This is a genomic window from Alsobacter soli (assembly GCF_003004785.1).
Taxonomy (GTDB): domain Bacteria; phylum Pseudomonadota; class Alphaproteobacteria; order Rhizobiales; family Beijerinckiaceae; genus Alsobacter; species Alsobacter soli.
The window spans coordinates 57,961-78,404 of sequence record NZ_PVZS01000022.1 but is presented as its reverse complement, the minus strand read 5'-3'; the positions used below and the strand labels follow the sequence as shown (position 1 = coordinate 78,404).

Below are 20,444 nucleotides of genomic sequence, written 5' to 3'. Positions count from 1 at the left end.
CGCGGACTCATGCCGGTCGGGGTCGCGTGCGACGGGAGACTGCCCCCGCCGCCGGGGGGGGCGCTGGACGGCGACGGGCGGAGCCGCCGGCCGCCGTTCCTTGCGGCGCGCGGCTTACGCGAAGGTGCAGCTCGCCTCGTCCTTGGTGGACGCGATGACTTCGAGATCCTCGTTCGGCCCGGGCACCGGGCCGGAGGAGGTGAAGATGTCCCACTGGTTCTTCACCTGGTCGGCCGGCAGGGCCGTGACGGCGTACATCTCGTGCATGAGCTGGTGGTCGGAGGCGCGGAAGTAACCCGGGCGGGTCTTCAGCAGGTCGAACTTCGCGCCCTTTTCCCAATGCTCGATGAGCTTGGCGCTGTCAGGCGTCTTCAGTTCATTCATGCTCTGGGCCACGATCTTCATCGCGATATAGTCGCCCCAGGCCTGGTTCTCCGGCGGCTTGCCGTATTTCTTCGTGAAGGCGCCCACGAAGGCCTTGCTGCCGGGGGTGTCGATGAGATGGTGCCAGACCACCGGCCAGGTGCCGACAAAGTTGCCCTTGCCGGCCGCCCAGGCGAGCGCCGTATCGAAGCCGAAGCCGCCGACCGGGAAGGTGAGGCCGAACTCCGCGTACTGCTTCAGGAAGTTGGTGATCTGGTTGCCGGCGAGGTTCAGCACCACGAGGTCCGGCTTGGCGCTGCGGATCTTCAGCAGATAGGCCGAGAAGTCCGTCGCGTCTGTGGGCACCAGTTCGTCGCCCGCGAACTTGCCGCCATTGCTTTCCATGAAGCGCTTGGCGACCTTCAGCAGGTCGTGGCCGAAGGCGTAGTCGGCTGTCAGCGAATACCAGGACTTGCCTTTGACGAGCCCCGCATTGAGGAAGGACCGGCCGACCGACTTCACGTACATCGAGTTCTGCGACTCGACGTGGAACATGAACTTCTTGCAATCCGCGCCGCGCAGCGCGTCCGAGTTGCCCCCAGTGTTGACGTAGAGCGTCTTGTTCCTCTGGGCCACCTGGGCGATGGTCAGGCAGGAGGCGGACGAAATCTCGCCGATGATGCAGGCCACCTTGTCGCGCTCGATCATGCGTTCGGCTTTGGTGGAGGCTGTCTGCGGGTTCACCGAGTCTTCCTTCAGGAGCTCGATCTTGCGGCCATTGACGCCACCCGCCGCATTCAGCTCCTCGACCGCGAGGTCGATGGCCATCACGCCGTATTCGCCGAGCGGCCCGAGAAATCCCGTCCGTGGCGTGAGGTGGCCGATCCTGATCACATCGCTCTGGGCGCGGACGATGGCCGGGGCGCCGATGCCGGCGAGCAGGGCGACGCCGCCGGCGCTCTTCAGCAGGCTGCGGCGTGACAACGGAACACGGGTGCCCATGGTGCAGATCCTCCTGCGACGTTTTCGTCGAAGCATTTCCTCGATCTGTTGATCCGGCCGGCGGCCCTCTGTCGGAGCCTATTCGCGCCTTGCCGTGATCTGTGATCACAGTTATCCTGACGCCTCGGAAGCCGGCTGTCCAGCCCTGTTTCGGGCTGGCGCCAAGCCAGGGATCTCGCGTGAACCGTCCGGCATCCCTTGTGGGAATGGAGCCCCTGGAGCGGCAGACGTTGGGTGAGCGCGCCTATGCGCAGCTCTGCGACCTGCTGGTGTCGGGGCGCATGGCGCCCGGCGAGAAGGTGTCGCTGCGCAGCACAGCCAACGCGCTCGGCGTCTCGATGATGCCTGTGCGTGAAGCCGTGAGCCGGCTGGTCGCGGACCGGGCGCTGGAGGTGACGCCCAATCGCTCGGTGCGCGTGCCGGTGATGAGCGTCACGCAATTTCGCGAGCTCGCGGCGGTGCGCATCGTGATCGAGGGACATGCGGCCGCCGAGGCAGCCCGGCTGCGAACCGACGATGACCTCGTCCATATTGGGGCCGCAGAGTCGGCGTTCCGGCGCCAGAGCGCGATGGCGGATCCGGATGCGGGGCTCTCGGTGAGCCTCAACAAGGACTTCCATTTCGCCGTCTACGCGGCGTCCGCCTCGCCGCTGCTGGTGGAGATCATCCGCGGCCTGTGGCTGAAGGCCGGGCCGGTGCTCAATCTGGACCTCCGCGCCAGTCCCGAGCGCCTTCGGGAAGGCGGAGCCGTGCGCTTCCACGCTGACGCGCTGGCGGCCATACAGCGCCGCGACGCCGCGGCAGCCAAAGCCGCGATCGCGGCCGACATCACGGGCGCGGCCGACTTCATCATCGGCCGGGGCGCACTGGCGCCCTAGCCGCAACGAGACGCAAGGCGGGAGAGACGTCATGGACCTGGGCATCAACGGCCTGCGCGTGCTGGTGACGGCGGGCGCCAATGGCATAGGCCTCGAGATCGCCCGCGCCTTCGTGCGCGAGGGCGCCAAGGTGCATGTGTGCGATGTCGACGAGGCCGCGCTCGGGGCGCTCGCGACGACCGACCCCGAGTTCACCTGGTCCGTGTGCGACGTCGCGGACCGTCCGTCGGTGGCGAGGCTGTTCGACGAGGCGCTGGGCGCGCTTGGCGGCCTAGACACGCTGGTCAACAACGCCGGCGTCGCGGGCCCAACCGGCAAGGTGGACGAGATCAACCCGGAAGATTGGGATCGCTGCCTCGCGGTCTGCCTCACGGGCCAGTTCAACTGCGCCCGGCTCGCGGCGCCTCATCTGCGCCAGAGCCGGAACGGCTCGATCGTGAACCTGTCCTCTTTGGCCGGGCGCCTGGGCTTCGCCATGCGAGCGCCCTATGCGGCGGCGAAATGGGGCGTGATCGGCTTCACCAAGTCCCTGGCGATCGAGCTTGGCGTCGACGGGGTCAGGGTCAACGCCATCCTCCCAGGCCTCGTGGCGGGCGACCGCCAGCGCCGGGTGCTGGAGGCCAAGGCGCAGCAACGCGGCCTCGGGTTCGCCGAAATGGAGGCGATCGCGTTCTCGTACACCTCCATCAAGGAATACGTGACGCCGCAGCAGCTCGCAGACCAGATCGTATTCCTGGCCAGCCCACGATGCCGGACCATCTCCGGCCAGGCGATCTCCATTTGCGGCGACACGCAGATGCTCGCCTGATCGGCGGGTCCTGAACTGGTAGCTTGGGGCTCTTCAAAGAGGCCACATTGGGCTCTCTGGGCCCTAGAGTCCGCTCCCGACCCTAAGCCGATAATGGCTGGCATCAGCGCCGTACAATTCCTTCGGATATGGTAGGCAGCAACGCTGCATTCGTTGACGGCCGGATTGGCGGGGAAGTGAGGCGAGAGAGATGGCCATCGAGGTCGCAAAGCTCAGGTCTGAGACGCCAGGAGTTGCTCACCGCGTCCTCCTCGATAATGCTGGCGCCGGGCTGATGCCGCAGCCCGTGCTTGACGCCATGTTCGGTCACCTCACCCGCGAAGCCGAAATCGGGGGTTACGAGGCGGCCAGCGAGGCGGCCCGCGAGCTTGATGGTGTTTATGACAGCGTGGCTCGAATGCTCGGCGCGGAGCGCGAAGAAATAGCGCTCGCCGACAACGCAACGGTCGCCTGGCAGCTCGCCTTCTACGCCATCGCCTTCCAGCCGGGCGACCGGATCCTGACAGCTCGGGCCGAGTAAGCCGCGAACTACGTCGCTTTCCTTCAGGTCGCGAAGCGAACCGGGGCGGTGATTGAGGTCATTCCCGACGATGGGGATGGAGTGCTCGACCCCGAAGCCTTCGAACGCATGATCGACGGCCGCGTCAAGCTCATCGCGATCACCTGGGTGCCGACAAACGGCGGGCTGCGCAACCCCGCGGCGGCTGTCGGACAGGCCGGTATGGCGCGACCTATCTGCTCGATGCCTGCCAAGCTGTCGGCCAGATGCCGACGCGTGTCGATCAACTCGGATGCGAAGTGCTGGCCGCGACGGGCCGCAAATTCCTGCGTGGCCCGCGCGGCAACGGATTCCTCTACGTTCGGCGAGAACTGATGCGGAGTTTGGAGCCGCCGATGCTCGACCACTTCGCTGCGCCATGGGTCGCTCCGGACCGCTACGAACTGCGTCCTGACGCGCGACGCTTCGAGACGTGGGAAAACAACTATGCAGCCCGACTTGGGCTCGGCCGCGCCGTGGATTATGCGCTGGAGGTCGGTCTCGATTGGATTGAGGCGCGCTGCCGCGATCTATCAGTGAGATTGCGCGATGGCCTGAAAGCCGCTTCCGGCGTCACGGTCTACGACCTGGGACGGGATCCGGCTGCCATCGTGACGTTTTCGGTCAAGAACCGCGACGCGGCGAGCGTGAAAGAAAAGCTTGCCCTCTCGGGTGTAGATGCGAGCGTCTCCAACCCCTCCAGCACTCTTCTGGATGCCGAAGCTCGAAAGCTGCCTTCGCTCGTGCGGGCATCTCCGCATTACTACAACACCGAAAAGAAAATCGATCGTCTTGTTTCGGCTGTGAGCACGCTGGTGCAGTAAGCGTCTTGGCTTAACGAATGAGCCGTCTGCTTTCCACCCACGGCTGACGCCCTAGCGATCCGGGGACGATGTCAGCTCATGATCTAAGCGGTCCTTTGATTTGCGCCGACTCGGGATCGTCAGCGTTGTTCGGTGAAGGTGGTTGCGCGCCCCCGCAACCAATCCCAACTACACACAACGCCAGCCCGCCCGGATTCCCGCGCGGGCTTCTTGCGCGTTGGCTCATTCAGTTTGTTCGTCCTCGGGGCAAGGCCCGAGGGCGGCTTTTTCATTCAGGCTTTTCTGCCCTGACCCCCACGGGCCGAAAATATCAGTCCAACTGCGTGGCCTTCGTTTTCAGGTTGTTAGGTCCTTGGAGGACATTCTTTCGGAAGAGTTGCGCAGAACGCGGGCAGATGATGAACCAGGGGTCCAATCTTCGGGAGCTGGGAAGAAAGCTAGCGAATGATAAATCGCTGGTTCTTCTGGCCGGCGTGATCTTGCCCAATGCGCTCGCAGTTGGCGCGGAGCTGTTCTACGTCGGCCTGCCGCCCAGGACTTTGGCGATCGTCTTGTATGGTTGCATCGCCGCTCTTTCAGGACGTGTCCGGCCAGCCCTTCTGGTTGCGGCCTACATCGCCGTGCTGGCCTTCGACACCATCAGCTCGATCGCGGCCGCATTCTACATCGCGCAAATCGATCTGGTGGGCTACCTGCACCTTGGCTCGAACATCAACATCTTCGCCTCGCCGCTTTACACCGCTCTTGCGGCTGGGTTCCTGATGCTCATCGCCGCCAATGTGGCGAGCATCGCCCGGCTTCGCACACATGCGGGCCGGGGCGCCTTGGCGCTTCTCGCGATCGGCACGGTGATCACGGCAGGGTGGGACAGGATCGCGAATGCGTCGCCGCATTACGACTTCGGGCCTTCGGCCAGCGCGGGTGTCCCCTTCGAGTCTGCGGTCCAGCAATCCGGCTTTATCAAGCTGGCCTCGGCGCAGCCGACCAAGGGGCGACATGTCCTGCTGGTGCTCGTCGAAAGCCTTGGCGTTCTTGTCGACCCTTCCCTCCGCGATCTCGTCTCGGCGCCGCTGCGCGATGCGGAGCTGCGCGAGCGCTACGACCTGACCGAGGGCCGAACGGTCTTCTTTGGCTCAACCTCCTATGGCGAGATGCGCGAGCTCTGCCAGACCCGCGAATCCTACAAGGCGGTCATCGAGGGGGATGATCCTGTCTGCCTGCCGGATCTCTTCGACCAGCAGGGCTACAGGACAGTGTCGGTGCACGGGTTCAATCACGCGTTCTATGACAGAACGAAATGGTATCCCAAGATCGGATTCGCCCGCAGCATCTTCATGGAGAATTTGCAGACGCCGGTCCGGCGCTGGTGTGGCGGCCCGTTTGTCGGCCCCTGTGACGTCGATCTGGCGACGGGCATCGGTGAGCGCCTGGCGACCGCCAAGCAGCCTCAATTCATCTATTGGCTGACGCTGAACACTCATGTCCCCGTGCGCGTAGGGCAGGCCACCCCGCGCTTCCGCTGCAAGGAGCAGGGTGGGGCATTCCATGACATCGAGGTCTGCTCGATGGCCGAACTCTGGGCCGATCTTTTCCAGGCGGTCGCGAAGCTCGCCAAGGAGCATCCTGACCTGGAAGTGCTCATGGTGGGAGATCATGCCCCACCGCTCTGGCGCAGGAGCGCGCGCGCGATGTTCGAGCCGGGACTGGTTCCCTGGTTCCGGCTCACGCCCAGGCGCACGGAGGCCGAGGAGGACGTGATGTCGGGCGCGGTGTCTTCGCTCCTGCGCCCGACCCGGTGACCGGCTCACGCCCTGCGAATGCAATGGTCAGGCCCGCTGCGCGGTAACGAGGATCGCAGCCGTCGGCTCGGTCAGCGGTCCCTCGCCGAAGCGCGCGGCAAGCGCCGCGGCTGTGGCGCGGGTCGCCTCGTCGAGGCGCGATGCATCCCGCGCTTCGATCTCGTTGCGGAGAGGCGTTCCCTGGCAGAAACCGGTCGCCACGTCGGAGGCGGATGGGGAGGGCCCCGCTTTTTCGACGCGCTCGGCTTCGATACGATCGAAGCCGGCTTCCTGCAGCATGCGCCTGATCGAATCCACGTCGTGGTAGCCGTAGGGCAGGCGAGCCAGGAACAGAGGCGGGTCGTCGGGAAACATCTCCCCAAGGACGCTGGTGATCACCTCGGCATAGGGATTGGTTTCAAGTCGCTCCCAGACGTTGAAGAAGACACGGCCGGTCGGCGCGAGTACGCGGCGCGCTTCGCCGAAGGCGACGTGCTTGTCCGGAAAGAACATGACGCCGAACTGGCAGAGGACCGCATCGAAGGAGCCGTCCGGAAATGGCAGTGACATGGCGTCCGCCTGTCGCCACTCGACGCCGTCGGCCATGCAGAGCGAACGGGCGAGCGCGATCATGGGCTCATTCAGGTCCGTCGCCATGATCCGGCTCTGCGGAAGATTTTGGGCGAGCAGTCGCGTGACCACGCCAGTGCCGGCGGCCAGTTCAAGAATTCGTCGCGGCTCGACCGCCGCCACCTTGCGGACCAGTTCCTCCGCGTGCGGCTTGAACAGAGGTGGGACGAGATACTTTTCGTAAAGGGCCGGGATCGAACCCGTGAACGCCTTGTCGGCTTGGCTCATCGCAACCTCCGGGGGTGGCGCATGTGCGCCAGGGGCTGAAGCCGCACGAATTCATCGTACCATGGATCACCGTTTCCGCCGTGTCCTTTCGCACTCCGCCGTACACGTGGCTGTCGAGCTTGACAGGTTATGACTTTCTCTAGTTTGTTATAACAATGAGCCGGGACTAACGCCGGCCAGGAGGAAACGCACATGTCCCCCGTGACGCCGTCGAGGCGGAGCGTGCTGCAAGCCGGGCTTGCAGCCGTGGCCGCACCTGCGCTCATTCGCAGCGCTTTCGCCCAGGATGCCGCCGACCTCGGCCCCTACAAGTCAGCAAAGATCGACTGGCGGCAGGCCGCCGGCGAGTCGATCACCGTTGCGGTGATTCCGGCCAGCTACTTCGACAACCTGGTCACGCTGGCCCCGCAGTTCGAGGCGCTTACGGGCGTGAACCTGCGCTTCGAGAAGATCCCGCCCGCGCAGATCCGGCAGAAGAGCGTGATCGATCTGACCTCGAAGGCCGGGGCCTACTCCACCCACGCCGCCGACCCGATGTACTACGCCCTATACGCGGCCAACAAATGGGTCGAGCCGCTGGATGGGTACCTGAAGGACGCGTCCCTGACGGACGCGGCGTGGTTCCAGCCCGACGATATCGTCCCGGCCTGGCGGAGCGCCAACACCATCGACGGCAAGCTCTATGGCGTGCCGTACGATGGCGAGGTGACGATCCAGGTCTACCGGAAGGACCTTTACGAGGCGAAGGGCCTCAAGGCTGCCGATGACTTGCAGGCCTTCGTGTCCAACGCCGCCGCCCTGCATGATCCGAACAACCGCGTCTGGGGCGCTGCGCTGCGCGGCGTCGCCGGCGCGGGGCAGAACGTCTACATCTACTCCTCAATCTTCCGCGAATTCGGCGGCGATTGGATGAAGGGCGGCAAGCTCCAGGTGAACGGGCCCGAGGCGGAGGCCGCTCTCAACTGGTACGTCGACCTGATGCGGAAATACGCGCCGCAGGCGGCCCAGAACTGGAACTGGCCCGACATCGCCGACGCGTTCTCCCAGGGAACGATCGCGACCTATATAGACGCCCATTCCTCCGCCTCGGTGGTCAACAACCCTGAGAAGTCCAAGGTGATCGGCAAGGTCGCCTACGCCCGCTGGCCCAAGGGGCCGAGCGGCAAGCGGACGACCTCGATCTGGAACTGGGGCTTCCCGATCAACGCCGCCTTGCCCGAGAAGCGCAAGAAGGCCACCTGGCTGTTCATCCAGTGGGCGGCTTGCGCGGAGACTCAGGCCCGGACCGCGCACAAGTTCGCCGGCCCGGCCAAGCGCTCGGGCGTGAACCGCGTGAGCCTGTGGAAGGACTCGGACTACGTGAAGCTGATGAAGGGCTTCGGGGACAATTTCGTCGAGGCTACGCTGGAGTCGCTTCAGCAGGACACCGATGTGGATTGGCGCCCGCGCGTGCCGCAGTGGCCGGCCATCGGCGACACGGTCGCGACCGCGATCCAGCAGGCGCTGGCGGGTCAGGCGACCGCCAAGGCGGCGCTCGATGAGGCTCAGCGTCGCCTTGAGCCGATGATGCGTGGATGATCCTGTGAACAAATCCGCCGTCGCCGGCGTCGTCGCGCAGGGCCGAAGGGCGCTGCACAGGCGCGCCGATCCCGCCCGGATCATGGAGGGACGGGAGCGCCGCTTCGCCGCGGCGCTTCTCGCCCCGGCGTTCCTCGCCCTGATGGCGACGACGACGTTTCCGCTGCTTTTCCTGATCTGGACGAGCTTCTATCGCATGAACCTGTCGATGCCGTTCATGGACGGCTTCGCCGGGCTCGATAACTACCGCGAACTGTTGGCGGACCCGCGATTCTGGCAATCGCTGGGCGTGAGCCTCGTCTACACGGCGTCCACTGTCGTGCTGCAGGTCGTCATCGGCTTGGCGCTGGCGGTCCTGGTGCATGGGATGCGCCGCGGCCAGGGGCTGTTCCGGATGGTGGCTATCCTTCCCGTCGTGCTGTCGCCGGCTGTGGTGGGAATGGTTTGGCGCAGCTTCATGCTGGCCCCGGACTTCGGCGTCGTCGACTACCTGGCCGTCACCGCGGGTCTCGGCAGTCACAATTGGCTGGGCGACCCGACCCTGGCGCTGGTCTCCGTCATCGTGATCCACACGTGGCAGTGGACGCCCTTCGCTTTCATGGTGCTGCTCGCGAGCCTGGCTGCGCTGCCGGACGACATCTACGAGGCTGCTCGCATCGACCGCGCCAGCGCGTGGCAAAGCTTCCGCCGCATCACCCTGCCGCTGCTGCGCCCCGCGATCGTGATGGTCATCATCATGCGCACCATGGTGGCGCTCACCGCCTTCGCGGCGATCTTCACGGTGACCGGGGGCGGGCCGGGCACTGCGACCGAGATCCTGAACCTCTACGCGTATCGCAAGTCCTTCACGGAGCTCTCGATCGGCTACGGCTCGGCGCTCGCCGTCGCGCTGCTCGTGTTCACATTGGTCGTCTCCGGCGTCCTGTTCGCGTTGCGGAGGGCGAAATGACCGCCAAGCGCTTGCGCCTGGGCATTCTGATTGGCGTCTCGGGCCTGTTCCTGCTGGCCTGGATCTTCCCGATCCTCTGGAGCCTGCTGAACGCGTTCAAGACCGAGCAGGACGTGCTGGCCTACCCGCCGAAGCTCGTCTTCTCGCCCACGCTGGATGCGTTCCGCGACGTGCTGTTCGGCGCGACATCGATCCTGCCCAACCTGGCAAGCAGCTTCATCATCTCGATCGGAACCACGATCGTGACCATGGCGCTCGCCATTCCGGCGGCGTACGCTCTCGCTCGGTTGCGCATCCCGGGAAAGCGCTGGGCCGGGTTCTACGTCCTCGCGACGCAGATGCTGCCGCCCGTCGGCATCATCATCCCGTATTTCCTGATCCTGCGGAACATCGGCTGGATCGACACGTACCAGGGAATCATCCTGATCTACCTGTCGTTTTCGCTGCCCTTCGCCATCTGGCTGCTGGTGTCCTACTTCGAGGACATTCCGTTCGAGATGGAAGAGGCGGCGTTCCTGGACGGGGCCAGCCGGCTGAAGACGCTGCGGCGGATCATCCTGCCGCAGGTGCAGGGGGGAGTGGCGGTCACGGTCGTGTTCGTCTTCCTGAACGCCTGGAACGAGTTCCTCTTTGCGGTCGTACTCAGCGGCAACACGGTGCGGCCGGTCACGATCGCCATGTTCAACTTCGTGTCCGTGGAGCAGACGCTCTGGGCCAAGCTGGCCGCCGTTTCGGCGCTCGCCATGCTGCCCGTCATCGTGCTGGGCGTGGTCGCCCAAAAGCACATCGTAAAAGGTCTGACGGTCGGCGCCGTCAAGGGAGGAGGGCGCCGATGAGCGCGCGTGGACAGGTCCAACTGGACGGCATCGTCAAGAAGCACGGCGCCTTCGCGGCCCTGAAGGGCATCGACTTCGAGATCAAGCCTGGCGAGTTCTTCGCCCTGCTGGGTCCTTCCGGCTCGGGCAAGAGCACGACCCTGCGGATTCTGGCCGGCCTCGACGCGCCCACCTCCGGACGCATCCTGGTGGATGGCGAGGACGTGACAGGAGCCGACGCCCGCGAGCGGGACGTCGCCATGGTGTTCCAGAGCTACGCGCTCTACCCGCACATGACGGTGTTCGAGAACATCGCTTTCCCGCTGGAGATGGCGAAGCGCCCGAAGGCGGAGATCGGCCCCGCCGTGCGAGAGGCCGCCGCCAAGGTGAAGATCGAGCACCTTCTGGACCGCAAGCCCGGCCAGCTCTCGGGCGGTCAGCAACAGCGCTGCGCGCTGGCGCGCGCCATCGTCCGCAAGGCCAGGCTTTTCCTGCTGGACGAGCCGCTCTCCAACCTTGACGCCAAGCTCCGGCTGGAGACCCGCGTCGAGCTGAAGAAGCTTCAGCGCTCGTTGGGCGTCACCGCCGTCTATGTGACGCACGACCAGGAGGAGGCCATGACCCTGGCCGACCGCATGGCCGTGTTCATGGAGGGAGAGATCCGTCAGATCGGCCGCCCGGCGGACGTCTTCGCCCAGCCGAACTCCATCGAAGTCGCCGCCTTCATCGGCAGTCCGCCCATGAACCTGATCCCGGCTCGCTACCAGGATGGCTCCGTGCTCATCGGCGGACGACGCCTGCCCACGATGCTTCAAACCCATGGGGAGCGTGACGTCGTGGTCGGGGTTCGCCCCAGCGCCGTGCGCTTCGAGGCGGATGGCATCCCGGCGACAGTCGAGGTGGTCGAGAACCTGGGAGACGCCGCGATCCTGGACATGTCGCTCGCGGGAACGGCCCTGCGCGCCCGTTACGATCGATTCCCGCTGCCTCGCGAAGGGGATGCGATGGGCGTCACGGTTCGGCCCGAAGATATCCATCTCTTCGACCCTGTCTCGCGCAGGCGGCTCTGAAATGCCTGCAATACCTACGCCCACGAAGAGGAAAGCGGCCCAAGAGGCGTCGTCTCCGCGCCGCCCCGCCCTGGAGCAAACCGGGGGTGACGGCGGACAGCCGTTGCACAGCCAGATCCGCGAGGCCATTCGCAGCCAGGTTCGGGAAGGCAAGCTCGTCGACGCCGAAGGCCGCCTGATGACGGAAGCCGAGTTGGTGAAACACTTCGGCGTCAGCCGCATCACCATCCGCAACGCCATTCGGCCGCTGGTGGAGGAGGGTATGTTCGCGCGCGAGCGCGGGCGCGGCACGTTCCTCCAGTCCAACAAGCCCGAGAACTGGGTCGGGCGCCTGATGGGCTTCTCCGAGACGATCCGTGACGCCGGTTTCGAACCGGGCGCACGCATCCTTCACATGGGGATGACGAAAACCCACGACGCGGGCGTCCGCGACGCCCTGCGCGAGCGCGCCGTCTGGGAGCTGAAGCGCGTACGCCTCGCGGACCAGACGCCAATCGCCATCGAGCACGCCTTCTACCCGCCCGACATCGGCCTTGAGCTCGAGAACCGCGATCTGGTCTCGATCGTGATGTACCGGGTGTTCGAACAGGAGCTTGGGCTGGAGATCAAGGAGGCCAGCCAGAGCATCTCGGCCACCCTCGCCAACGAAACGAACGCGGCGCTTCTGGGCGTGGAGCCCGGAAGCCCGCTGCTGGCGATGGAGCGCCTCACCACCGGTTTGGAGGGGCGCCCGCTGGAGCTCCTGCGCTCCGTTTATCTCCCCGAGTATTTCCGCTTCTCCATCAATCTCACACGGCGGCCGTGACCGGCGGCCCACTGCGACGTCAACAAGGGAAGAAACGCATGACTGGCGACGTCACGGGGACGAAGAGCCCCAACATCGTCCTGATCCTCAACGACGACATGGGCTTCTCCGACATCGGGTGCTACGGCGGCGAGATCAAGACGCCCAATCTCGACCAGCTGGCCGCCAAAGGGCTGCGCTACTCACAATTCTACAACACCGCCCGGTGCAGCCCGTCGCGCGCCTCCTTGCTGACGGGCCTGCATCCCCATCAGACGGGAATTGGCATCCTGACCTACCCGACGGGCCCGGAAGGCTACGCCGGCAACCTCAACAAGCGCTGCGTCACCATCGCCGAGGTGCTGAAGGGCAAGAACTACAAGACCTACCTGAGCGGGAAGTGGCACATCGCGGCCAGCCTCACCGAGCCGACCGACGCCTGGCCGCTGCAACGCGGGTTCGACGAGTTCTACGGCACGATCATCGGCGCAGGCAGCTTCTACCACCCCAACACGCTGACGCGCGGCAATGACAACGTCGAGCACGAGGCGGTCCAGGATCCGAGCTTCTTCTACACTGACGCGATCAGCGACCAGGCGGCTGCATTCATTCGCAAGCACGCCCAGGACAACCCCGACCAGCCCTTTTTCCAGTACGTGGCCTACACTGCGCCCCACTGGCCGCTGCACGCGCATCCCGAGGACATCGCCAAGTACAAGGGCCGCTTCGACGATGGCTGGGACTCCCTGCGGGAGCAGCGCCTCCAGCGCATGGTGAAGGCGGGCATCATTCATCCGAACTGGAAGCTCACCGACCGGGATCCGACCCAGCCGCCGTGGACAGACGCTGAGAACAAGGCCTGGCTGTTGCGCTGCATGGAGGTCTACGCAGCCCAGATCGATCGTATGGACCAGGGCATCGGGCGCGTGCTCAGGGCGCTGGAAGAAACGGGTCAGCTCGACAATACGCTCGTCATCTTCATGTCGGACAACGGAGCCTGCGCCGAGGACATCCCGGACGACGTCTCCCCCCAGACCCTCGTCGAGGAGTTGATGATCGCACAGCCGGAGACCCGCGACGGCCGCCCCGTGCGCTTCGGCAACGACCCGTCGATCATGCCGGGCTCCGAGGACACGTACCAGAGCTATGGGGTCGCCTGGGCGAACCTCTCGAACACGCCTTTCCGGCTTTACAAGCACTGGGTGCACGAAGGCGGCATCGCCACGCCGCTGATCATGCACTGGCCGGCGCGCATCACCGAAGGTGGCGAACTGCGCCATCATCCGGGCCAGCTGCCGGACATCATGGCCACGATCCTGGATGTCACCGGCGCCGAGTATCCGCGCACGTATGGCGGCAACGACATCCTGCCGTGCGAGGGAGAGAGCCTGGCGCGGTCCTTCGGAGCAGATGGCGATCGCCAGACGCCGATGTTCTGGGAGCACGAGGGCAACGCCGCGGTGCGCGTCGGCCAATGGAAGCTTGTTCGGAAGTTCCCCGGCCCCTGGGAGCTCTACGACATGGAGGCGGACCGCACCGAACTCCATGACCTCTCGGCTCAGCATCCCGACCGCGTGAAGGACATGATCGCCCGCTATGAAGCTTGGGCGGCCCGCTGCGGCGTGATCCCGCGCGAGAAGATTCTCGAGATGATGAAGGCCCAGGGGGCCACGGCTTTCTGGGAAGAGGAGGACGCGTAAAAGCGCGCTTGCGACGGGCGTGGGCAAGAGCCGCCGCCCGCTTCGTGCAACGAGGAAGAGGATGTGACCGAGACCGCGCCCCGCTGCTGCGCCGCACGCCGCTCCGAACCGGAAGCGGCGAGGGTCGCCGTGCGGCCCGAGCGGGGCAGGGGGACGCGGTTCCGCTGGGTCGAGTTGCCTGGCGGGGCTTTCGCCATGGGCACGTCCGGCGCCGAAGGATTCGCCGCCGACGGGGAGGGGCCGTCACGCCACGTCAAGGTGAGCGCGTTCTCGGTGTCGGCCTACGCGGTGACGAACGCCCAGTTCGCCGACTTCATTCGCGACACGGGGTACGAGACCGAGGCCGAGCGCTTCAACTGGTCTTATGTTTTTCACCTGCTGGTCCCCCCTGAGATCCGAGCCCGGGTTCCGCGTGCTCCGGCTGAGACTCCCTGGTGGTTGCCGGTTTCGCACGCCTACTGGGCCCAGCCTGAAGGGCCGGCGAGCACCGTGCTGGACCGCATGAACCACCCGGTTGTGCATGTGTCATGGAATGACGCCCAGGCTTTTTGCGCCTGGTCCGGAACCCGACTCCTGACAGAGGCCGAATGGGAGTTCGCCGCCCGCGGGGGGCTGGAAGGCAAGCGCTATCCCTGGGGGGACGAACTGGTCCCAGCCGGGGAGCACCGGTGCAACATCTGGCAGGGCGAATTCCCGACCGCGAACACGGCCGAGGACGGTTACGCATCCACCGCGCCCGTGCACGCTTTTCCGCCGAACGGCTTCGGGCTGTTCAACACGGCCGGCAATGTGTGGGAGTGGTGCGCAGACGTATTCACTCCGGACTACCATTGCGTTACGTCCGGCGAGGATCCGTTCTTCGCCGGCCCGGGCAAAACCCGGTCCATGCGTGGCGGCTCCTATTTGTGTCATCAATCCTACTGTAATCGCTATCGCGTGGCCGCTCGCAGTTCGAACACTCCTGAAAGCACTTCGGGCAATATCGGCTTCCGCGTGGCGGCAGGTGAGTCCCCGGGGGGGCGCGCATGACCGCGGGGCGGATCAGCGTGCTGTGGCGAGGCGGTCTCGTCCGCTTCCGGCGCCGCGTCGGCCGGAGAAGCAAGGCGAAGACGGCGGCCGGAGCGGCGGCGGCGTCCAAGTGGGGTGGTCTGTTCCGCAACAAGTCCGGCCTGCCTCTCGCCGTGCTGGCCGGCGCATGCGCGGTCGGCATAGCGGCGGGCGCCTGCGTTTTCGCGGTCCACAACATCGTGATCTGGCTCCAGCGCGCCAGCCTAGGGTTCGCAGCCGAAACCCGCGTTGGCGTGCCTGAGCATACGGCTGCCTGGCGCGTCGGAGCTGCCCTGGTGATCGGGGCTCTGCTCGTCTCCCTGGCGAGCCGGATCACGGCGAGTTGGTGTGATCGATCGCCTTCGGACGCCGTAGAAGCCAACGCTCTACACGGCGGCTACCTGACCTGGGCCGACGGATTTGCGGTCGTCCTGCCCATCTTGGCCTCCGTGTCCTTCGGGGCTTCCGTGGGCGTGGAAGCCGCCGTGACCCAAACCGGCGCCGTGCTCGCCTCTGTCCTGGGCCGCCGTCTCAAGCTGCCGAGGTCCGACCTGCGACTGCTCGTGGGGGCAGGCGCGGCCGCCGCCATCTCCGCCGCCTACCAGGCCCCGATCGCCGGGATGCTGTACGCCTTCGAGCTGGTGCTCGGCACCTACAACAAGCGCGCCCTGGCCCCTGTCGCGCTGGCGGCGCTGCTGGGATTCGGCGCGGTCGCTGTTCTGGACGGCGGGCCGCGTCCCTTCGTGATCCGGCAGGGGGCCTCGGCGCTCTGGATCGATTTTCCGTTCTCGGCGCTGATCGGCCTGATGGCGGCTCTGCTCGGCATCGGGGTGATGGTGCTCGTCGGCGGCGTCGAGCGCACCCTGGCCTCGCTGACCCGGTCGGAGACCTTGCGGCGCATCCTGGGCGCCGTCGGCTTGGCCGGACTCGCCTTCCTGGCGCCCGGCGTGCTGGGCAGCGGCCACGCCGCCATTGATGAAGCCGTGAATGGCGAGATCGTGGGCCGGCTTGCGATTGGTCTGCTCGGCGCCAAGGCCCTGGCCTCCGCCCTGAGCCTTGGCGCCGGATTCCGCGGCGGCTTGTTCAGCGCATCGCTGTTCATCGGCGCGCTGCTTGGCCAGGGCGTCGCTTGGCTTTCGCAGTGGCTGCCCTACGTGCCGGTCGCGAACCCGACCCTTTGCGCGCTCGTCGGAATGGCCGCCCTCGGCGCCTGCATCATCGGCAGCCCGCTCGCGATGGCGTTCCTGGTGCTCGAGAGCACCGGCAACTACGAGGCTTCCCTGGTCGTGGCGCTCGGGACGGTGATTTCGTCCCTCGTGACCGATCGGCTCTTTGGCTACAGCTTCGCGACATGGCGGTTCCAGCAGCGCGGCCTGGCGCTGGAGGGCGGCCACGACATCAGCCGGCTGACGACGGTGAGCATCAAGGACCTGATCCGGCCGGCGAAATACATCCTGCCGGCCCACGCCACGTTGGCGCAGGTCGCGAGAGCGGTGTCCCATGCGGGCAACAAGGCGGTGGCCGTGCAGGACGAGCAGGGGCGCCTCCTGGGGCTCGTGGATCCGGCGCTGGTGGAGGTTGTCGAAAACGAGCCCGACCTGCCGCTCGCCGCCGCCGATCTGGTGGGCACGCCCGTGGTCAAGGTCGCGCCTGACGCGACCCTGGCGGACGTGGTCGCCATCTTCGGTCAGGATGACCGGGGCGTGTTCCCGGTCGTGGATCCCGCGCGGCCAGAAAAGATCATCGGGGCCGTTCGGGCGCGGGATGTATTCCGGTTGTCGGCCTCAATCGCCGAACAGCAGCGCCGCGAGGACCTGGGCCTCGTGCGGGGGTGACTGTCAGTTCACCGAGCTGATGCGGGTCCTGTACTCGCCGTTCTGATCCCTGATGAACAGCTCATCCACCTGCGGATGCCGGATCGGCTCTCCGGAGGTGTCGGGCAGCAGATTCTGCTCGGAGACGTAGGCGACGTACTCCGTGTCCGCGTTCTCGGCGAACAGATGATAGAAGGGCTGGTCCTTCGACGGACGCACGTCCTCGGGGATCGACTCGTACCATTCCTCGGTGTTGTTGAAGACCGGGTCGACGTCGAAAACGACGCCGCGGAACGGGTAAAGCCGGTGCTTGACGACCTGACCGAGTCCGAATTTAGCCTGTCGCAGCTTCATGGGAGCAACCCGATACGCCGAGGCCGGCTGAACGTCAATTCTCGCCGGCGCCGCGCCGAGCCCACTGTCAAAGATCATAGGCCTTGGCCAGTTCCGGATCCTTGGCGGCGACGATCCGGGCGAGGTCGACGATCACCTTGGCCTGCTTCCAGGTGGCGTCGTCCTGCATCTTGCCGTCGAGCATGACGGCGCCGCTGCCGTCCGGCATCGCCTCCAAAATGCGCTTGGCGAACTTCACCTCAGCGACATCCGGGCTGTAGACCTTCTTGGCGATGCCGATCTGGGACGGATGCAGCGTCCAGGCCCCTGCGCAACCGAGCAAGAACGCATTGCGGAACTGCGCCTCGCAGGCCTCCGCGTCTGAGAAGTCGCCGAAGGGACCGTAGAAGGCCTTGAGCCCGTTCGCCGCGCAGGCGTCCACCATCTTGGCGATGGTGTAGTGCCACAGATCCTGCTGGGCGATGGCGCGCGGCTGGCCCTCCACCGGATCGGCGACGACCTTGTAGTCGGGATGGCCCCCGCCAACACGCGTGGTCTTCATCGCCCGCGAGGCTGCGAGATCCGCCGGGCCGAGGCTCATACCGTGCATGCGGGGCGACGCCGCCGCGATCGCCTCGACGTTCTTCACGCCTTCGGCGGTCTCCAGGATCGCGTGGATCAGGATGGGCTTGCACACCTGGTGCTTCGCCTCGAGTTGCGCGAGCAGCTGGTCGAGGTAGTGGATGTCCCACGGTCCTTCGATCTTGGGCGCCATCACCACGTCAAGCTTGTTTCCGACCTCGGCGACAATGCGGGTGAGGTCGTCGAGCACCCAGGGGCTGTTCAGGGCGTTGATGCGGGTCCACAGGCCTGTCTGGCCAAAGTCTGTCGCCTTCGCCAAGGCGATGAAGCCCTCGCGGGCCGCCTCCTTGGCGTCCAGCGGGATGGCGTCCTCCAGGTTGCCAAGCACGACATCGACGTCACGCGCCAAATCGGGGACCTTGGCCCGGACCTTCTCGATGTGCGGCGGCACGAAGTGGATCATGCGCTCAAGGCGCACCGGAAGCTCGCGGTACGGCTCCGGCGCGCCAATGGCGAGCGGGCGGTAGAAGTTGCGCGCGAGCTTCATGGTCTGTCTCCGGCGGTCGGCGGCATAGTGCAGTGCAATAGCAGGGCCGTCGAGTTCCGGCGATTGGACATCCGGCGGACGACTGGAGCTTAGCCCCAGCGCCGATGACCCCACATCCACTGGCCGGGGTTCTCGCGGATGAAGCGCTCGAAGCAGGCGTGCAGGGTAGCCGTCGTCGCCTCGACGTCCGCATGGCGGTCATCGGTCGTGGCGACGGGAAGGATCTCGGCGGTGACCCGGAAGCGCGCTCCTTTCAGCCGGATGACGCGGCCGGCGATCAGCGGGGCGCCGTCAGCGCGCGCCAGGAAAGCGGGGAAGGGCGTGGACGGCGCGGGCCTCCCGAAGAAGGGCACCGCCACGCCGCGATGCTCGCGCAGGTCGGCGAGGAGCGCGACGGCGTCTCCACGCCGCAGGACGCGCCGCAGCTTCAAGACCGCGTCGTTGCCCTTGGTGAACAGTCCCTGCGGGTAGTAGGGCGCCCGCATGCGCGTGACATAGCGGTCGACGAGCGGGTTCTTGAGCCGCTGGTAGACGCCCGCGATGCGCGCGCCTCCCTTCACGGCGGCCATGCTGGCAACCTCCCAGTTGCCCTGGTGAAGGCACGCGATCACGCAGCCGCGGTCCGACCGGAACGCCTCCTGCACATCGGGGGGGATCTCCAGCTGCAGCCGGCCAGGCTCCGTGAAGATCCTGTCCAGGTGAAACGCCTCCGCGAAGGTGCGGCCGAGCATGTCCCACATCTGGTCGAGGATGACGGCGCGCTGCTCGGCCGTAAGCTCGGGAATGGATGCGGAGAGGTTGCGGTCCGCGCGAGCGTGCCGGCGCAGCCGCGGCGCAACCTTTCGCCAGATCCAGCCGGACAGGTCTGACGCCACGTCGAGCGGCAACGCGCCGAAAACGCCCGCTACGAGGCGGAATCCCCAATACTCCAGCCGGGTCAGGATCCCGAATGGGCCCAGCATCTTGCCGCTGAGCTCGACCGCCCCGTCTTCCGTTTCGCCTGCCCGCACGCTGTCAGCCCCGAATCCTCGAGCTTCGGCTAGCACGCCCCGCGCTTCGCCGGAAGATGGCGCCGTGGCGCCGACAAGGAAGCGGATCTGCGCGCACGCGAGCAGGGCAGGGTTGAGGGCGCGCACGTTGCGCCTGGCGCGCTGGTTCCGTACAGCCTTCGCCAGCCTTTCGCGCCTGCCTGCAAGGACCCCCGTGTCGAGCGTCGCTTCCCTCGCGCTGCCGTTCTTCGGCCTGATCTTCCTTGGCTTCTTCTGCGGCAAGCTGCTGAAGTATCCCGAGGCCGGCCTACAGTGGATGAACTTCTTCATCGTCTACCTGGCGCTTCCGGGCCTCTTTTTCAAACTGATATCCGCCGCGCCTTTGGAGCAACTCTCGAACTGGCCCTTCGTGCTCGGCACCTCGGCGTCCACCTTCATCGCATTCGCTCTGGCCTTCACCGTGGGACTGCTGACGACCGGAGGAGACTTCCGCCAATCGGCGGTGCAGGGCGTGGCGGGCGGCTACGCGAATGTAGGCTACATGGGCCCCGGGCTCACCCTCGCGGCCCTGGGGCAGGCCGCGATCGTGCCGACGGCGCTCATCTTCGTCTTCGACAACATCCTCCTGTTCACCCTGGTGCCCTTTCTCATGGCGCTCGGCGGCAAGGGGCAAATGAACCTCGGCCAGACGGCCTGGTATGTCGTGAAGCGGGTCGTGACGCACCCCTTCAACATCGCCACCGCCGTGGCCATCGCCGCCGCCTACGCCCACTTTGAGCCGCCGGCGGCGCTCGACACCATGCTGACCTTTCTCAAGAACGCGGCGGCGCCCTGCGCGCTGTTCACCATGGGCGTCACGGTCGCGCTGCGTCCCGTGCGGCGGCTGCCCATCGAGACGCCCTTCCTGCTGGTGATCAAGCTCATCGTGCACCCTCTGGCCGTCTGGGTGCTGCTGTCGTGGATCGGCAACTTCAGCCGGGAATGGATGTTCACGGCCGTGCTGATGGCCTCGCTTCCGCCGGCGCTCAACGTGTTCGTCATCGCCAACCAGTACAAGGTCTATGTCGAGCGCGCCTCGACGGCGATCCTGCTCGGCACGCTCGGCTCGGTGCTGACCGTCACCGCCCTGCTGGTGCTGATGGCCGAGAACCGCATCCCCTACGATCTCTTCCCGTGAGCGGACCCCA

The 20,444-nt window shown here is 66.1% G+C and carries 17 protein-coding genes and 1 pseudogene; 13 read left to right on the top strand and 5 right to left on the bottom strand.

The genetic code is table 11. The features are described from left to right. Positions 1-114 precede the first annotated feature (114 nt). A complete protein-coding gene (locus SLNSH_RS18005) occupies positions 115-1,365 on the bottom strand; it encodes an ABC transporter substrate-binding protein (protein WP_106338402.1) in 1,251 nt (416 codons plus the stop codon). A 179-nt stretch (positions 1,366-1,544) separates the two neighbouring features. On the opposite strand from SLNSH_RS18005, the gene SLNSH_RS18000 reads away from it, so the two are divergent. The 4 genes and pseudogenes from SLNSH_RS18000 to SLNSH_RS17985 all read left to right on the top strand — a co-directional run bounded on the left by SLNSH_RS18000 (position 1,545) and on the right by SLNSH_RS17985 (position 6,212). After that, a complete protein-coding gene (locus tag SLNSH_RS18000; protein ID WP_106338401.1) occupies positions 1,545-2,243 on the top strand; it encodes a GntR family transcriptional regulator in 699 nt (232 codons plus the stop codon). A gap of 31 nt (positions 2,244-2,274) precedes the next feature. After that, positions 2,275-3,051 carry an SDR family oxidoreductase gene (locus SLNSH_RS17995; RefSeq protein WP_106338400.1) on the top strand — a complete coding sequence of 259 codons (777 nt, stop codon included), beginning with the start codon at positions 2,275-2,277 and terminating at the stop codon, positions 3,049-3,051. Positions 3,052-3,241: 190 nt separating this feature from the next. Continuing rightward, positions 3,242-4,413, top strand: a pseudogene (locus tag SLNSH_RS17990) (aminotransferase class V-fold PLP-dependent enzyme). A 398-nt stretch (positions 4,414-4,811) separates the two neighbouring features. Then, on the top strand, positions 4,812-6,212 hold the full coding sequence (locus SLNSH_RS17985) for a sulfatase-like hydrolase/transferase (protein WP_158266814.1): 1,401 nt from the start codon (positions 4,812-4,814) through the stop codon (positions 6,210-6,212). Between the two features lie 27 nt (positions 6,213-6,239). Here the strand turns inward: SLNSH_RS17985 and SLNSH_RS17980 are convergent, their stop codons facing one another. Further along, positions 6,240-7,049, bottom strand: coding sequence for a class I SAM-dependent methyltransferase (locus tag SLNSH_RS17980; protein WP_106338398.1), 810 nt, complete (start codon positions 7,047-7,049; stop codon positions 6,240-6,242). A 192-nt stretch (positions 7,050-7,241) separates the two neighbouring features. Between SLNSH_RS17980 and SLNSH_RS17975 the strand changes: the two genes are divergently transcribed. The 8 genes from SLNSH_RS17975 to SLNSH_RS17940 all read left to right on the top strand — a co-directional run bounded on the left by SLNSH_RS17975 (position 7,242) and on the right by SLNSH_RS17940 (position 16,827). Next, positions 7,242-8,627, top strand: a complete 1,386-nt coding sequence (locus tag SLNSH_RS17975) for an ABC transporter substrate-binding protein (RefSeq protein ID WP_106338397.1) — start codon at positions 7,242-7,244, stop codon at positions 8,625-8,627. Positions 8,628-8,631: 4 nt separating this feature from the next. Further along, positions 8,632-9,576, top strand: a complete 945-nt coding sequence (locus tag SLNSH_RS17970) for a carbohydrate ABC transporter permease (protein ID WP_106338396.1) — start codon at positions 8,632-8,634, stop codon at positions 9,574-9,576. Next, complete coding sequence (locus tag SLNSH_RS17965) at positions 9,573-10,412, top strand: carbohydrate ABC transporter permease (protein WP_106338395.1); 840 nt, start codon at positions 9,573-9,575, stop codon at positions 10,410-10,412. The genes SLNSH_RS17970 and SLNSH_RS17965 overlap by 4 nt, the downstream gene beginning before the upstream one ends. Continuing rightward, a complete protein-coding gene (locus SLNSH_RS17960) occupies positions 10,409-11,461 on the top strand; it encodes an ABC transporter ATP-binding protein (protein WP_106338394.1) in 1,053 nt (350 codons plus the stop codon). Before SLNSH_RS17965 ends, SLNSH_RS17960 begins: the two co-directional genes overlap by 4 nt. 103 nt (positions 11,462-11,564) lie before the next feature. Beyond that, entirely contained in the window at positions 11,565-12,266 is a 702-nt protein-coding gene (locus SLNSH_RS17955; protein WP_158266813.1) for a GntR family transcriptional regulator, read from the top strand. 38 nt (positions 12,267-12,304) lie between these two features. Then, positions 12,305-13,945 carry an arylsulfatase gene (locus SLNSH_RS17950; RefSeq protein ID WP_106338392.1) on the top strand — a complete coding sequence of 547 codons (1,641 nt, stop codon included), beginning with the start codon at positions 12,305-12,307 and terminating at the stop codon, positions 13,943-13,945. Between the two features lie 63 nt (positions 13,946-14,008). Beyond that, on the top strand, positions 14,009-14,974 hold the full coding sequence (locus tag SLNSH_RS17945) for a formylglycine-generating enzyme family protein (RefSeq protein ID WP_106338391.1): 966 nt from the start codon (positions 14,009-14,011) through the stop codon (positions 14,972-14,974). Further along, positions 14,971-16,827: a chloride channel protein gene (locus SLNSH_RS17940; RefSeq protein ID WP_106338390.1), complete on the top strand. Its 1,857-nt coding sequence runs from the start codon at positions 14,971-14,973 to the stop codon at positions 16,825-16,827. The genes SLNSH_RS17945 and SLNSH_RS17940 overlap by 4 nt, the downstream gene beginning before the upstream one ends. A 3-nt stretch (positions 16,828-16,830) precedes the next feature. Here the strand turns inward: SLNSH_RS17940 and hspQ are convergent, their stop codons facing one another. From hspQ to SLNSH_RS17925, 3 genes are all read right to left on the bottom strand, one after another. Next, positions 16,831-17,160, bottom strand: coding sequence for a heat shock protein HspQ (gene hspQ, locus SLNSH_RS17935; protein ID WP_106338389.1), 330 nt, complete (start codon positions 17,158-17,160; stop codon positions 16,831-16,833). A 67-nt stretch (positions 17,161-17,227) separates the two neighbouring features. Continuing rightward, a complete protein-coding gene (locus SLNSH_RS17930) occupies positions 17,228-18,268 on the bottom strand; it encodes an HpcH/HpaI aldolase/citrate lyase family protein (RefSeq protein ID WP_106338388.1) in 1,041 nt (346 codons plus the stop codon). Between the two features lie 89 nt (positions 18,269-18,357). Beyond that, complete coding sequence (locus SLNSH_RS17925) at positions 18,358-19,314, bottom strand: lysophospholipid acyltransferase family protein (protein WP_210202533.1); 957 nt, start codon at positions 19,312-19,314, stop codon at positions 18,358-18,360. Between the two features lie 157 nt (positions 19,315-19,471). Between SLNSH_RS17925 and SLNSH_RS17920 the strand changes: the two genes are divergently transcribed. Then, positions 19,472-20,434 carry an AEC family transporter gene (locus tag SLNSH_RS17920; RefSeq protein ID WP_106338412.1) on the top strand — a complete coding sequence of 321 codons (963 nt, stop codon included), beginning with the start codon at positions 19,472-19,474 and terminating at the stop codon, positions 20,432-20,434. Positions 20,435-20,444 lie beyond the last annotated feature (10 nt).